General features: G+C 39.8%; 13 protein-coding genes. 3 read left to right on the top strand and 10 right to left on the bottom strand.

All coding sequences use genetic code 11. The annotated features are described in order from the left end of the window. Positions 1 to 3: 3 nt before the first annotated feature. The 4 genes from zwf to ACFINF_RS03580 all read right to left on the bottom strand — a co-directional run bounded on the left by zwf (position 4) and on the right by ACFINF_RS03580 (position 5,889). The gene (gene zwf / locus ACFINF_RS03595; RefSeq protein WP_375619708.1) at positions 4 to 1,476 is read right to left on the bottom strand and encodes a glucose-6-phosphate dehydrogenase; all 1,473 of its coding nucleotides are present in this window, start codon (positions 1,474 to 1,476) and stop codon (positions 4 to 6) included. Positions 1,477 to 1,596: 120 nt separating this feature from the next. Continuing rightward, positions 1,597 to 2,880, bottom strand: coding sequence for an FAD-binding oxidoreductase (locus tag ACFINF_RS03590; RefSeq protein WP_273787925.1), 1,284 nt, complete (start codon positions 2,878 to 2,880; stop codon positions 1,597 to 1,599). Positions 2,881 to 2,891: 11 nt separating this feature from the next. Next, complete coding sequence (locus tag ACFINF_RS03585; protein ID WP_012754778.1) at positions 2,892 to 4,319, bottom strand: glutamine synthetase family protein; 1,428 nt, start codon at positions 4,317 to 4,319, stop codon at positions 2,892 to 2,894. Between the two features lie 874 nt (positions 4,320 to 5,193). Continuing rightward, positions 5,194 to 5,889, bottom strand: coding sequence for a hypothetical protein (locus tag ACFINF_RS03580; RefSeq protein WP_375619707.1), 696 nt, complete (start codon positions 5,887 to 5,889; stop codon positions 5,194 to 5,196). 338 nt (positions 5,890 to 6,227) lie between these two features. On the opposite strand from ACFINF_RS03580, the gene ACFINF_RS03575 reads away from it, so the two are divergent. Both ACFINF_RS03575 and ACFINF_RS03570 read left to right on the top strand, forming a co-directional pair. Beyond that, a complete protein-coding gene (locus ACFINF_RS03575; protein ID WP_375619706.1) occupies positions 6,228 to 7,664 on the top strand; it encodes a coproporphyrinogen-III oxidase family protein in 1,437 nt (478 codons plus the stop codon). A 10-nt stretch (positions 7,665 to 7,674) separates the two neighbouring features. Beyond that, positions 7,675 to 8,895 carry an MFS transporter gene (locus ACFINF_RS03570; protein WP_375619705.1) on the top strand — a complete coding sequence of 407 codons (1,221 nt, stop codon included), beginning with the start codon at positions 7,675 to 7,677 and terminating at the stop codon, positions 8,893 to 8,895. Between the two features lie 48 nt (positions 8,896 to 8,943). Here the strand turns inward: ACFINF_RS03570 and ACFINF_RS03565 are convergent, their stop codons facing one another. After that, positions 8,944 to 9,069, bottom strand: a complete 126-nt coding sequence (locus tag ACFINF_RS03565) for a hypothetical protein (protein WP_375619704.1) — start codon at positions 9,067 to 9,069, stop codon at positions 8,944 to 8,946. A 577-nt stretch (positions 9,070 to 9,646) separates the two neighbouring features. Here ACFINF_RS03565 and ACFINF_RS03560 point away from each other — a divergent pair. Further along, positions 9,647 to 9,826, top strand: a complete 180-nt coding sequence (locus ACFINF_RS03560; protein ID WP_375619703.1) for a hypothetical protein — start codon at positions 9,647 to 9,649, stop codon at positions 9,824 to 9,826. Between the two features lie 174 nt (positions 9,827 to 10,000). Here the strand turns inward: ACFINF_RS03560 and ACFINF_RS03555 are convergent, their stop codons facing one another. The 5 genes from ACFINF_RS03555 to ACFINF_RS03535 form a co-directional block, all read right to left on the bottom strand. Then, positions 10,001 to 10,201 (bottom strand): hypothetical protein, encoded by a 201-nt coding sequence (locus ACFINF_RS03555; RefSeq protein ID WP_375619702.1) that lies wholly within the window; start codon positions 10,199 to 10,201, stop codon positions 10,001 to 10,003. A 467-nt stretch (positions 10,202 to 10,668) separates the two neighbouring features. Further along, positions 10,669 to 11,919, bottom strand: a complete 1,251-nt coding sequence (locus tag ACFINF_RS03550) for an MFS transporter (RefSeq protein ID WP_375619701.1) — start codon at positions 11,917 to 11,919, stop codon at positions 10,669 to 10,671. A 243-nt stretch (positions 11,920 to 12,162) separates the two neighbouring features. After that, positions 12,163 to 12,348, bottom strand: coding sequence for a hypothetical protein (locus ACFINF_RS03545; RefSeq protein ID WP_375619700.1), 186 nt, complete (start codon positions 12,346 to 12,348; stop codon positions 12,163 to 12,165). 433 nt (positions 12,349 to 12,781) lie between these two features. Next, positions 12,782 to 14,125, bottom strand: a complete 1,344-nt coding sequence (locus ACFINF_RS03540) for an MATE family efflux transporter (RefSeq protein ID WP_375619699.1) — start codon at positions 14,123 to 14,125, stop codon at positions 12,782 to 12,784. Between the two features lie 623 nt (positions 14,126 to 14,748). Further along, positions 14,749 to 15,252 (bottom strand): hypothetical protein, encoded by a 504-nt coding sequence (locus ACFINF_RS03535; protein WP_375619698.1) that lies wholly within the window; start codon positions 15,250 to 15,252, stop codon positions 14,749 to 14,751. Between the last annotated feature and the right edge of the window lies 1 nt (position 15,253).

The following is a 15,253-nucleotide window of genomic DNA, read 5'->3' as shown; positions in this document are numbered from 1 at the left end:
GCTCTAAACTAAATTGTTCCATATACGCCCATCACGTTCCATGAGAATCGTCGAAGCAGATGGCCCCCACGAACCAGCGCTATAACTGTGAAAAGGCTGTTTTATTGCTTCCCACCCCTCAATGATTGGATCAATCCAACGCCAAGCAGCCTCAACTTCATCACGACGCATAAACAGCGTTTGATCTCCACGAATAACATCCATTAATAAACGTTCATAAGCATCAGGATTACGTTCAGAAAATGCGGAAGCAAAACTCATATCTAATGGAATGTGATGAAACCGCATACCGCCGTAACTTGGATCCTTAATCATTAACCATTGTTTTACACCCTCATCAGGTTGGAGACGAATCACAAGCCGATTAGAAAAAAATTCATCTAAATCCACATTAAAAATATTATGAGGAATAGGTTTAAAAACCACAACAATTTCAGACATTCGCGTGAACATGCGCTTACCTGTTCGCAAATAAAAAGGCGTATTAGCCCAACGCCAGTTATCAATCTTAACCTTAAGCGCTACAAATGTTTCAGTATTACTCACTCTTCCCAGATCATCGAAATAAGACTCTACAGATATACCATTTGATAGACCAGAAAGATACTGCCCACGTACAGTATGCTGTCCTACATTATGTACATCAAGCGGTGTTAAAGAATGTAAAATTTTAAGTTTTTCATCGCGCACAGCATTAGCACTGTTGGTAAATGGTATTTCCATCGCAACCAAACAAAGTAATTGCAGCATATGGTTTTGAACCATATCACGTAGAGCACCAGTGCTTTCATAATATTCTTTACGCCCCTCTAACCCTAAAGATTCAGCAACGGTTATTTGAACATGATCAATATAGTTGGAGTTCCATAGCGGTTCATAAAGTGTATTAACAAACCGCAATGCCATTAAGTTTTGAACAGTTTCCTTCCCAAGATAATGATCAATACGAAAGATCTGTTCTTCATTAAAGGCGCTTGCAAATGCATCATTAAGTGAAACAGCTGTTTTTACATCGCGACCAATTGGTTTTTCAATGATAATCCGTGTTTGTGGTGTCACCAAATCATTTTTTCCCAACTTCATCGCAATATCAGCAAAAAGTGACGAACTAACAGCCAAATAAAAAGCTCGAATATTCGCTGAACCTTGTGACAGAAGGAGAGCTAAATCCTCCCACCCTCGATTTGAGGAAACATCAACAGAAACATAGCTTAAACGTGCAAGAAAACGATTGAGTTCTGTTGAATTGAGATCTTTTGGATGGATATGTTTTTCTAAAGAAGTGCGGACAAAATTTTGATATTCTTCATGACTTAAGGAAGTGCGGGAAGCCCCAATAATACGTGTTGGCTCACTGAATTGACCAACACACTGACAATGATACAAGGCCGGCAAAAGCTTGCGCGACGCCAAGTCACCATTGCCACCAAAAACAATACAATCAAAGGAAGAAACTGGAATAATTTTACGCACCATGAACTTGTTTATTTTTCTATTCGATTATGAAATCCCATATCACTTATAAAAGCTTCCATTATTAAAGCAGACAGATACTAAATAAGCCATTAATTTTCTTCATTTCAAGCAATGTTTCCATTAAAGGCGATCCATTAAAGAAAACCAACGCATTGCTAAAAATATAAGCGGATAACGCAAAACTCCTCCCCCCGGAAAAGATGAAATCTTTAAGTCTTGGAAATAGGAAAAACGTTCATATTTTCCAGTCAACCATTCTGCGTATAATTTTCCTATGAAAGGAGCCAGCATAACGCCATGCCCTGAATAACCACCACAATAAGTCATCCTTGAGAAAAGTTGTCGAACATAGGGCATGCGCTCAACTGTGATGGCAACCGTTCCTCCCCAACAATGGCTTAAATTGATAGAATGTAATTGAGGATAAATTTCAGCAATTTGCCGTTTTATACGTTCATCTAAATTCAAAGGATGTTTATTATCATAACTTTCTACGCCACCAAATAAAAGACGATTATCAATGCTTTTGCGAAAATAGCGAACCATAAAACGGGAATCATCAACCGATTCTCCGCCTGCGAGAATTGAACTGTGCTTTGGTAATGGGTCCGTTGCTCCAATATAAGAACGAATAGAAACAATATTTTTTTCAATAAAACGCTCCAGACCAAGTTTATACCCATTTGTTGCAAGTAAAACATGCTCTGCTGTTACACTGCCTTTTTCTGTTATCACTTTCCAATGGGCTCCCTTGCGCTTTACTGTCGTTACTTGTGACTTCTCATAAAGCTTAGCACCAGCATCTTTAGCTTTTTTTGCCAATCCAATAATCAATTTTAAGGGATTTATATGGCCGGTATCCGCATCATAAATACCACCACAATAAAAAGACGATCCAAGTCGCCTAGATGTTTCTGCCCTATCCATAAAAGTAAGCGCATGATAGCCATAACGCTGCATCACCTCAATATGCCGTTGATAAGAGAGAAGCTCACGCCTTTTATGTGTCACAGAAAGCTGTCCTCCTATCAAATCACACGAACAATTAGGCATCGCGCATAAAGATAAAATATCTCTTTTAGCTTCTTCTGCTAAATCAAACAGAGCCTTACTTCGCTCAAAACCATACTTTTTTTCTAATGTTTCTACCCATTGCCGTTGCCCTGTTCCCAGCTGTCCACCATTGCGCCCTGAAGCACCATCACCAAAACGTGATGCTTCAAATAAAACAACATCTACTCCAGCCTTGACTAAATGATAAGCAGCCGACAGACCCGTAAATCCGCCTCCAATAATGACCACATCACACTGTCTGTTTTCACAAAAAGAAGGATAAGAGGGACGTTCTTTTAAAGTATCTTCATACCAAGAAATTCCTGGAGAAATTGAATTATAATCAATCATCGTCATAAAATTTAAACATTCAGCAGAAGATATTCACGCTCCCACGGACTAATTACTTCCATGAAAGTTTCAAACTCTTGTCGTTTGATTGCAGCATAAGTACTGACAAACACATCCCCTAAAATAGCACGTATCGCTGTATCTTGTTCAAACAAATTGACTGCCTCAATGAGTCCACGCGGTAACTCAATATTATCAGCGTTTACATTATTTGTCGCTGGCTCATCCGGCTCAATTTTTTGTTGCAAACCAATAAGACCACACGCTAGAGAAGCTGCAAGGGCTAAATAAGGATTCGCATCTGATGAAGGAAGTCTATTCTCAACACGCCGCGCTTGAGGAGCAGAACGGGGAACTCGAAAAGCTGTAGTACGGTTATCATATCCCCATCGCAAATTAACAGGAGCCGAATTATCAGGGACAAGACGTCGATAAGAATTCACATAAGGCGCAAGCATCACAAGTACCCCTGGCATATGTTTTTGCAATCCACCAATAAAATGGCGAAAACAGATACTTTCTTCACCATTTTCCTGTGTAAAAATATTCATACCGGTTTTCTTATCAACAACCGATTGGTGAATATGCATAGCAGAACTCGGCTGCCCTTGAATGGGTTTTGCCATAAAAGTTGCATACATATTATGTTTTAGAGCTGCTTCACGAATTGTTCGTTTGAACATAAAAACTTGATCCGCTAATTCAATAGGATCACCATGACGTAAGTTAATTTCAAACTGACCTGCTCCTTCTTCATGAATGAGAGTATCAATTTCCAATCCTTGTGCCTCTGAAAATTGATAAATATCATCAATCAAATCATCAAACTCATTAACACCAGCAATGGAATACCCTTGTCCACCACCAATTGAACGCCCAGAACGACCAACCGGTGGAACTAACGGATAATCAGGATCGGGATTTTTTTGTACCAAATAAAACTCAATTTCTGGTGAAACAACAGGGCTTAAACCCATTTTTGTGTAAAAATGAACCACCGTTCGTAAAACATTGCGTGGTGTGTAATCCACAACCTGACCATTTTGATACACAAGATCACAAATCACCTGTGCTGTGGGAGCATCTTCCCATGGAACAATGCTTAACGTAGAAAGATCAGGCTCAAGGCGTAAATCACCATCTGCTTTAGGATATTCAAAACCATGACCATCTTCAGGATAATCCCCTGAAATTGTTGCCATAAAAACTGCTGAAGGCAATGCTAATGATGTTTCCGATGTAAATTTTTTAGAAAGCATCATCTTGCCCCGTGGTACCCCTGCTTGATCAGGCGTAATACATTCAATATCCTCTACCTTACGGAAAGCAAGCCATTGTGAAACTTGTTCCCAATTGTGCACACCACGTAAACTTTTGAGAAAACGAGAGACAGGTTTAAAATTTTTACTTTTCGTTTGTTTACCATTTTTTACAGCCATAACATACCAACTTTACAAACAATCAAGTTCTATTCTTATAGTATCAGCCCCTGCTTAAACGACATGAAAAAAAATTATCAACTGATATTTTTGAAGAATACTATAAGATCTATCAAGGTAAAAGAACTTTACGCTCAACAAGCTATCCTATCACCATAGTGAAAAAGTTGATATTGCACGCGATACATCGGTGCGAACCTTCTTCTTATATAAAACAGCGAGAAATACCATATTGTACGTAACCTAATTCCGATTCAAATAATCATATATAAGCAAACATTGGCGAGGATAATAAAGGTGAAATATTTAATTTCCTTTTGGTTGTAGTAATGCTTCATATTAAAAGAAAAGTTTCTTTTCTTTTAATATGAAGCAAGTTTTGTAACTCTATTGTTATCCACATAGAAGTAAACACCCTAGGATGGTGAGTAGCCTTTACAGCTAGTGCTTACAAACACTCACCCCGCCGTAATATACGTAAATGTATTTTCAGGATAAGATATACGCTCAGCATTTCCGACATGAAACTTAACCATCCCCTGCATAATAGAGCTATCAACCTTGCTCTGAGCAGATACTTATAGACTCTGCACTTATATCAATTCCCACCGCTTGACATTGCACTTCGCACACAATATTTGGAGCTGAAAATACAGTAGATAGGATTTTTTGCTAATTGCGCCATGCGTGATCCAACATTTGATAGTCTCCAGCCCACTAGGGGTGTGTTATTCTATATCTAAAAAGCCAAAAAATCAGGATCTGAGAACACAATAATATCAATTTCCTTTGAACTAACGTCCTTCATCGTCGATCTTCCACCATCGTAAAATCTTTTTTGTATCAGTTGCTTTCACATACTTTGACTTATGATCTAGTGATACTGTGCAGATTGAGTCCACACCCCCAGAGCCCAGATTGTAATTAAGTTCGTAGCATTCTGCTCTTTTATAGAGCTAATATTTGAAAATAAATAACCATAATCTTCAGATATAATACGCCTAGGTTCAATAATTACCGTAAGCTTATGTAAATCACAACCCAATTGTGATAATGCCTCATAAATTTTGCGAGGGTATTCGTCATTGACCGTCACGGCATCGCAGAACACTGTGGAAGTCGGATATCCCCCGCCTAGACTGATAAAACTTTTTTGATCCTTCAATGCGTAAATATCCTTTCCAGCCTTAGTTAAGGTGGATACTATTAACTCAGTCGAATTCAAATTAGAGCCCACATGCAAAGGCACCCCATTAAGCCTAATCCTATTGGATTCTAGCAAAGATAATGCGGCACGTAACTCCGCCGCAGTCATACCAAAACGCGATCTATCCCCGTTTGCCAGTACATGGCACAATCTCAATGAGATTTTAGGCAATATGTCAAAATGGCGGGCAAGAGCGATGATGTCATGTAATTCGATAATATTATCACACTGGACATTTATATGTTTTCTAATAGATAATTCTATCTCTTCTCGAAGTTTTACAGGGATATTAAAAAATATATCTCTACCTTTAAAACCATCTTTTTGCGCTAATGATATTTCATAATCAGACGCAAATTCCAAGTCCCAGCAACATAACAATGATGCCCCGCATGTCCATTAAAATACCCTGCTTTTTCTCGCCCTAGGCATCCATAGCCCGACCACGTAAAACAAGATACCAATTACAATATCAGACCATAAGGCTGCAAGAGAAAGTTCTTTTATATTTTTATCCTTACATTGCCTCTTAAACAAGCTAGCCTGTTCATATAATAAGTTATATGTATAATACATATAACTTCTACAAAATGAGGATTCATTATGTTCCGTGAAAATCTTTGGTAATACACTCGGGTGATTGGATCACCAGTCGCCCGTCAATAATATAGTGCAAGTTAAGAAATTGGGGGAGGTAAGCTGTGCAACTCGTGGATCATCCTTTTGTGAAGTTCGATCAACTCAAGCCAATTTACAACTTCACATATCCGTTATTTCGCACTATTTCAAATGAATTTTACGATTACCTAGACTTTAATAAACTAGCGCAAAGTAAGCAGATTCCACAAGCGCGTACCATTTCTCTTTATTTGCATATTCCCTTTTGCGAAACCATCTGTTCCTTCTGTCCCTTTCAGAAAGGGGCCTACAAGCGCATTAAGCAAATCGAATCTTATATGTCAGCGCTTACCACAGAGATCAGAACCAAAGGAAATTTCATTCGCTCGCTTAGAGGGCCCATCCGCAGCATCTATATAGGGGGCGGCACACCGTCGCTTTTGTCTGCAGATAATATCCGACACATCGGAAAAGTATTGCATGGCGAATTTGAGCTCTCTTCCTTAACCGAGTTTACACTGGAAAGCAAACCGAAGAGCGTCACACGTGATAAACTTTATACTGCCCGTGAGATCGGCGTTAACCGGATCAGCTTTGGTATACAGAGTTTCATTGAGCGTTTCCGATCATTGTTTAACCTCACCCCAACACGTGAACAAATCAACAATACCGTAGCTTGGTCACAAGAGATCATTGGACATGTCGGTTTCGACCTACTATATGGCATGCACAGCCAGCAAGCCGAAAAACTATTATACGATTTGAAGCAAGCCAGCGAGATTCATCCTGAAACAATCAACCTCTATGCAATCAACAATCTGGCTATCACGTCGCAACTGCATAAGTCTTACGCACAAAAAGGGCTAAAGCCATCCAGCCTACAGCATCGACAGATGCTTCGCTTATTTAGCGACATCGTTATGCGCAGCTGCGGCTATGCGCCGTGTAATGAACATTCCTATATCAAAATTGCCAATAACACTCCTCTAACGCTCGCTAAAACGAGTTCAGCTAATTATTTCCGCTATCACAAATATTTGCATGGTTATCATGACGATTATGTGGTTGGATTCGGAGCGTCAGCACTGTCGATTCTCGGCTCACTCGTCACACGAGCCAATCCCAGTCGAAGCGGATACATTACCGACATACAACTTAAAGGCAAATCCCTTAAAGGCAAATCCAAAGTATACTACAATTGGGTATCAGCGGAGCAACAAGCCTCCAAGGCTTTGTGTATGAGGCTACCTTATAACGGTTATGCCAAAAAAGAAAGAATTGACTGGACCGCACTCCCCTCTTTCGTTTACAATAACCTACAACAGCTCATAGGTGCAGGTCTCATCGCAGAAAGTGATAACGATCTCCAGCTGACTCAGCGTGGTTGGCAATGGTATTCCAACCTTATGTATTTTCTTCTACCTCAGGCAGATAGGAATATCTTGGACGGCTATGTCTCAAACATGCTGAATACAACCGCCGTACTTGATGGGCCAGCGGAAACCTGTGTGGCATCTTAAGGAGAAAAGAATGTTCACTCTTTTTGCCAATAAGAACATACGCTATTTTTGCCTAACCGTTAGTCTGCTCGCCTTACTCAGCGGTGCTTTGCGCACTGCCATCCCGCTATTAGCAAGACAATCTGGATATGGCGTAGTCGGAGTAAGTTGGGCGCAAGGTCTCTTCTCATTAGCGTGGCCAATTTTCGGCATCCTTGCAGGCGCTTTACTTGATTGCTGCGACAAAATAAAACTTGCCACCTCGGCTCTCCTCATCTTCATGCTACTGCATATTGTACTGTTCGTACTGCTCATGATACAGATTGCTCCAGCCGAACAAATTTTCTTCTATGCAACCATTGCTGGATTCATCGTCGTTTCTGCCGAAGCTTATATAATGACGATTCCACCACTTATCATGGAGGGAGAGCGATTGATGACCTTCTACTCAATTGTCTTGTTTTTAGATTTCGGGGTCTCCTATTTTCTTGCCCCTGTCATAACAAGCAGCATTTTAGCGCATAGCACACTGCTATTTCTTGGCCTGTTAATCGTGCTTTTTATCACATTGATTTTTACCGCTCGCCGTGCTGTTCCGACATCGCCAACACCTGATAAAGAAAACATCACTTTTCGTTATATCATTGCCGGCTTTCGTTTCATTTTTTCAAATCGGCATCTTACCTCCCTTACATTACTCACATTCTTTCTATCGGTGGTATTTGGAGCATTCCTAACCTCGTTCATCTTCTTCGTTACCGACGGTCGGTATCTGGGCCTACATAGCAGCCAATATGGCGTGATGTTTGCAGCCTACGCGCTTGGTACAATGGCAGGTGCCCTATTTGCGCCACGTATACGCTATGCACCGGTGCGCCTAGCTGTTCTCACTGACGGTTTAGGGACGATTATCTTGCTGCTGGTTCCAGCCTTTTCAAAAAGTGCTGTCGTCGTATGGGGCGTCACCTTTATCGCTGGCGTTGGAGCAAGCTTATGGTTTATTGGTGTTACCGCCTTCAGGCAGCGCCTCACACCAAAGCAACTTCTCGGGCGAGCTAATTCTGCTTTTCGGGTGATCGGCTATGCTGGAATGCCGGTCGGAAGCTTTTTGGTCGGCGTCCTTGGTTCTTTTATATCATTGCAGTTTGCTGCCGCCTTTATCGCTGGACTACTATTGGTGGCTATCGCGATAACGCTTCCGTTTCTTTGGCAGGCTGATCATATAGACACACCCAACCCTGCCACGAGGTAACAGCTGCCTTTTAAAAAAGACACGGTCAAAAAAGGCACACATACCCTATTACGCAATCGATTGACCTGTTCTTTGGACGAGGAAATTATAACCGTAATGGCTGATAGAGCCAGCGGCAATAATGGAAGCAGCTAAACAAGCGTTAAAGGCAAAATAGCCCCTTTTACGTTGCATTGGGCGATGATCTCAACGCCTATATGAAGGATGCAGAGAGCTTATAGCGTACGGAGCACAATTCTTAACTAAAAACTCCGCCCTAGCAATGCCCACTTATACTCCAATTAATCTGTCACCCGCTGGACATCAAATGCCTCACCCCTTTACTGCTCCTCAAAATACATTTTGCTGCACTTACGCGCCGTATTCTTCCTTTGGAATTAAAAGAGCAGCCCTCCTTTCCTAATTTAAGATCTCTGTCTACAAAACGCAGCAACAGATGCGACCATATATGCAATCACGCCTTAGGACCTGCATAGTAGAAAGCTTAGTTCAAGAAATTCATAAAGCCTATATCCCAATAAATTTACCACCCAATTCACCTTTTAAAAGGGCGGCTTTATATAAACCGTTAGAGCAAGCTATGAAATCCTTAGGTGTATTAGAAATAATTGGCGGTTTTTACCTCAGACCAATGTTGATTGACTTTTACTCGTGCATATACGCAAGCGGTGCTACTCTTTTCTCAGATAGAAAGGACATAATCGTTACCATCTGACCTATTATTATTTGAAAATAAAGAAAAAGTATCAGTGTGACTGATGATATTGAAGAGCTATCTCATTATGTGGCTGTACTTAATTACGGCATTGGGAAGCTAGACACGCAATCACCCATTTCTGCGCGCCTTCTGCATAATATTCATAAGATTTTATTACGCGGTAAACGCGGTACGTCCAAAAGCCTTGGCGAATTTCGCAAAGCACAAAATTAGCTTGGTGGTACGCAACTAAAGACAGCGTCATTCGTGCCGCCCACTCCTACCACAGCCCCCCACTTTCTCTACCACCATCCCCCGCTTAGAATCGCGCCAACTCATTACCAGTGCCTCGTCAAACACCACACCAGTCTCAAGGGCGGTAAAATGCGCCTTGCCGCATTTTAATCTTCAGCATTTCTTTAAGGCACAAATCAAACTCGCTATTCGTTCCTTTTGTTTCCAGTACAAAATAAAGCTTTTGCGCGCCATCTCACTCTTAAACACCCCCAAATCCGGCGTGTAAAAGCCTATGAGCGTCATGATTTTAAAGCTCCTTGGCAATTTAAAAAATAATTTTACTTCGGAGGCATTATCATTAATTTTGCGCAAATTCTTTCTCAATTATAAACCACATGATCATATACACTCTTCTCACTCACCAGAGCTGTACGCTCTAAATTCGCCAAAAGTTAGCTACTTGCAAAACATTCTTGCACACTATAGTCTTGGCCAGCTAGTTTTAAATATTTAATACCAGCAATAGTAAAATTGACATACGCTTTATCGAGGATTTCCTCCGCGCACTCTAAAAAAGCTTACGTTTTTTGCAAAATCTAATACGCGCCCACTATTTAGCAAAACATCAATATCATAAGCCTCTTGATATGCTCGTTCCCGATATTTCTAGCTAATAGCAGCACAATCATTTGGCGTATTCAAATCGATAAGCATCTCTACTAAAAACGATGGACAGCTATTAATTTCGACTAAATCCATATAAGATGACCCACACACTATTTTTTCCTGTGTCTTTATGTAAGTCACAGGCAAGGCCCTGTTCAACTGTATCTTCACTTTCAAACCTCTTCGTCTTTTATTAACTTTTTATCAGTATAAAGCCAGGCCAAATTAAGCGGGATAATTAAACATATACAAAGCAAGGTGAAACAAAAAGCTGCTTCTATACAAACATTGTTCGCCAACCAACCAATCAGCACAAGCGCTAAAATACCAAAAATACGTGCAAGAAAACTAACAATGGATAAAACCGTATTTGCATTCTTTTGTTGAATATGTTTAAAAAATTCTGCTTCAAACTGCGTTACGGGGACAGAAAAAAAACTGTGAAATACGGTGAATAAAATAATGGGGGCCCAACTGTTTGCAACGAGAAGCAGAGCAAGCATAACAACAGCACTCAGGACTAGTGAGTACAAAGTTATCGCCATAGGAGCGTATTTTTGCATAAGATATTTAATTACAAAGCGATTAAATAAGTATTTTACGAGAGTATAAGACACAAAGCACAGGCCAAGAATAAGAATTTTAGTCTTTCCTGTTGCATTGTCTAATACTCCTGTTTGTCCCAAAATAAAAGGTTGCCAAAAATGAAATATTGGCTGCAATGCGGCAACAATAAAACCACATATCAATATATAATATAACCCGATTTTTGAGGTAACTAAATAAGCAAAAGCTTCTGTTGCATGCAACAAAGAACCTGAGTCTATTGGCTGACTATCCGAAACGGATGCAATACCTATCCCAGTCACCCGACTAAACAAGAATACAAGCACGAGAAATCCGAAAGAACAAAAATAATATGCCGACTGATAATTATCCATACACAAAACAATAAGAACACCTAGCGCACCAGCAACCGTATTCATGAATGCCGTTAGTTCCCGCTTATAGGCGTTTACTTGGTGGTAGATCAAACTACCCTTGTAACCACTGCCGTCGATTAAGCCTTTAATCCATGTGCTATCAGCGCCAGAACATAAAGCAAAGCCTAAAGCATAAATAATTTCTGCCGGAATTAAGACAGAAAGATTAGGCGCGTAGATACATAAAAAGAAGAAGAGCGAAAAAAAGAAACATGATAAGATAACATTTTGTTTAACGCCGATTTTATCTCCTAAAATCCCACAAGGCACTTCAAAAATACAAATAGCTACGCTAAATACAATTTGCAATAAAGCTAATTGTGTTATGCTAACGCCCATAGACAAGAAAAAAAAAGCATGGAAGGAACCTGTAATCAACCGAACCCCGCTCATTGCCGCACAGCCATAGAGCAACTTTTTAACTTCATAATCTATCGTCATTAATATATCTAAAAGCTATAAAGCTGGTAGCCTTTTTCTGCTCACTTGCTTGGACTTTGAGCGCAGTAACATCAACCCGCTTAATTTGATTTTTTTCAGTGGCTTATACATATTTTTAGTTTTCAAAATTATACCTCCTGTATTAGAAGTGTGGATTATAGTTACTTTTTGTCAATTTATTATTTTGATATAAAAAAGCTTTGCTGTCCTCCCCGCGCTCACGTTAAGTATTTCATGCACCAATCATTCTGCAACAACCTTAGCCGAAACAACTTGATATTGCAGGACATGTCCATAAAGCGTATGCACAACTGGTACCAAATATTCACATAAAAGTGCGCATTTTTTGGCTATACTGCCATAAAAAATAAGACTGACAACTTTATCTAAAAAAGCATCATAATCCAAATTATCAAGAGCGTTTTTCACCCCCTCCTTGAATAAGACCTGTGATAAACAGGATTTGCAAGAATAACACCGTTAGCGGCTGCGATTGTTTTAACAAATGCATGCACTTCAGCACCGCTGATTGTAATGTAATGACTTATAAAAACAATAACTTTTTTAAATGACTCTTCAACCGCGTATAAATATAAGCACGCTTTTTCTAGTCATTTTTTACGGTATTAAACTGTTCTAATCTACCGAACTTACTCTTAAATTGAAGCCGAATGATTTTAATAAATCCATATTATTTTAAAAACTCAACAGAGAATATTGCGGCTACAATCAAAGGCATTTCTTTTCAATATTAAGCAAATTTTGTAACCTATATTGTTATCTCCATAAAAGTAAAACAGACTCTATGGACGGTGTTAGCTATGCCTTCACAGCTAATGCTTTACAAGCGCTTTTGTAACACTCACTTCGCCCCAAACATAGGATTGCGTTTTATTAAATAACCCACGCGCATATAGTTAAAGAGAGAAACGATTAAGCTTGCACCAATCATGCCAAACCAATAACCTATAAAGCCATATTCAAAAAAATGTGCCATTAATGCGCCTCCAAATAGGCCTACCCCCCAATAGCTTATTGTTACAACAATTGTTGGCCAAAATGTATCAAGCAAACCCACAAGTATGCCATTGAGCATAGCTCCTAAAGTGCCAAAAGCAAAAGACAATAAGACAAACGGAAGCAACTCCCAAGAGAAAACAATAACGTGGACTGAAGAAATGTCAAAGATGATTGAAAGAATGAATTCATAAGAAAAATAAACACCCCCTGATAAAAACAAGACATAAGCTATAGCAAAAATTGTGACATTCATACGTAACTGTTTTAGAGCCATATGATTCCGATCGGCTTGATACCACGCTGCTATGGTCGCAGCTGCGCTGGAAATCCCCAAAGCTACCACAGAAATAAGCATATCAAGACGCATTCCAATCGTATGCGCAGCCAAAGCTTCGACCCCAAAAGCTGTAATCATGAAGGCAATGACAGAAGGAAAGCCCTCCGCAATAAGAATACGGATACCAATGGGAAGTCCTATGAACAGTAATTGTATTATTCGTGAAATTTCTAACTTTGGTCTTAAATAATTAAAGTGAAAGGAACTAAAAGTAGAATTGCGGGACAGAATTATTGCTACTGCCATAACAATCAAAATACGGATCAAACTACTCGCAATTCCAGCACCAAAGACACCAAATCCGCTTGCAGGACCTATACCAAAAATAAGCAGCCAAGAGATGAAAAAATTTACAGGAATAGCGGCAAGCATAATCCAAGTTAAGGGCTTTGGATGACCAATTGCTGACAGTAATCCACGGCTATTTACATAAAGATAAAAAAACACTACCCCTATAGCAGCGCCACTATTATATTTCTGCGCTATATTGGCAATTGCCTCATTTTGGCCGAGAAGACATAAAATATTCCTCGTATTGAGTAAAATGATTGCACTTATTATTCCAATCAAAAGGGAAAGCCATATTCCTTGATCAAACCATGCCTTCAATGCATCTCTATCTTGTTTGCGAAAACTTTCCGCAAGTTTTGGTGCAACTGCGGTAATAATCCCTAGTCCCAACAACATAACAAAACTAAACATACTTAGAGCCAACATTGTACCACTCAAGGCTTGAACGCCTAAATGCGCCACAAGTGCCGCATCTGTGAAGGAAATCATCATCTGAGAGATAAAACCAATAGCCAGTAGCATGCCAAGAAGGAGTAATTGCTTCATCACAACAAACATTGTGAAATACCCTTCCCTATTGAAGGGCATATTAAACCCGGATCTTTTAAACAAAACGTATTGATTTTTTCTGTCAAGTCTTTCCATCGCAAATCTTGCGTAAAAGATGCATAATGAGAACTCATTAAGCTAAGAGGAGATGCCCAGTTATTAAAGGAGAAGCGCAATGCACCTTTATTCGTTTTTTGGATTTCATGCCATGCGTTTTTTTGTACAACATTATACCCCCAGCAGCTAAAGTCGTTGATACAATATCCTTAGCAAGCGTTTGTTCGTCTTGCACATCCCATTTTCAGTATTTTCAATAAAATTTTTTGGTACTGCAAGAGATACATCGTTCGAACCTTCTCTTTAAAAACACACCGTAATTACAAGCGGCTTCAAAAAACAGCCTTACTAATATAATATTAGCTAGAGGGTTACATGTATATCGCAATAATAATGCACTCATTCCCGCAAGAGTGCTCCACATATTATGGCGTAGACTGTACAAACTCTGCCGCTCTTGCATACTCAGGCGTAAGGCCACTTAGTCGTATGGCAGCCGCAGTTTCAACGTAAAACAGCGAACGCTTCTGTATCATAATACTTGACAGAAGCATCAACAGCTAAGGATATAGGAACTAATTTATATTTTTTCGAAACGTTATATATAAATTTAATGTGCCTCCCCAGAACACACCATCGGTAAACCCACTTAAAAGACCAAAAAGAAGGTTAAAATCAAAGGCATATTTCAAATCAGGTTCAACCTTGAGAAAAACAATCAATGTGAATTTGATGACAAAAGCGATAAGAATAAATATCAGCGTCAACGGCGTACCAGGACGAATAATTAAACCCGTTCCCTCTTTGATTTTTAAACGCGGAGTGGCACGCCAGAGCAACCAGCCAACGCCAACGCCGATCATCAGCCCTGCCAACATTGAGACTGCTCCCCAGCGCGGGAACGCCAGCTCTTTAATCACATCGCTTGCGCCCAAAAAAAGAAAGATTATCGGCAATAGAAAAAGGCGGTAAACCTTCATTTCCCTATCTTTCAATGCGATTATTCCCCTCGCGATGAGAAAAATAAGTAAAATCCAGGCCCATAAAGGGGTTCCAGTCAGAATGTTAAACAATGACATA

Source organism: Bartonella sp. TS25HLJMH (assembly GCF_042193505.1).
Taxonomy (GTDB): Bacteria; Pseudomonadota; Alphaproteobacteria; order Rhizobiales; family Rhizobiaceae; genus Bartonella; species Bartonella grahamii.
The sequence above is the reverse complement of the archived record's forward strand: the minus strand, read 5'-3'. Positions and strand labels throughout refer to the sequence as shown.

Bases quoted from the DNA above. Each gene is read 5' to 3' on its own strand.
- zwf (WP_375619708.1), bottom strand. From the start codon at position 1,476: ATGGTGCGTAAAATTATTCCAGTTTCTTCCTTTGATTGTATTGTTTTT.
- ACFINF_RS03590 (WP_273787925.1), bottom strand. From the start codon at position 2,880: ATGATTGATTATAATTCAATTTCTCCAGGAATTTCTTGGTATGAAGAT.
- ACFINF_RS03585 (WP_012754778.1), bottom strand. From the start codon at position 4,319: ATGGCTGTAAAAAATGGTAAACAAACGAAAAGTAAAAATTTTAAACCT.
- ACFINF_RS03570 (WP_375619705.1), top strand. From the start codon at position 7,675: ATGTTCACTCTTTTTGCCAATAAGAACATACGCTATTTTTGCCTAACC.
- ACFINF_RS03565 (WP_375619704.1), bottom strand. From the start codon at position 9,069: ATGCAACGTAAAAGGGGCTATTTTGCCTTTAACGCTTGTTTAGCTGCT.
- ACFINF_RS03550 (WP_375619701.1), bottom strand. From the start codon at position 11,919: ATGACGATAGATTATGAAGTTAAAAAGTTGCTCTATGGCTGTGCGGCA.
- ACFINF_RS03540 (WP_375619699.1), bottom strand. From the start codon at position 14,125: ATGTTTGTTGTGATGAAGCAATTACTCCTTCTTGGCATGCTACTGGCT.
- ACFINF_RS03535 (WP_375619698.1), bottom strand. From the start codon at position 15,252: ATGTCATTGTTTAACATTCTGACTGGAACCCCTTTATGGGCCTGGATT.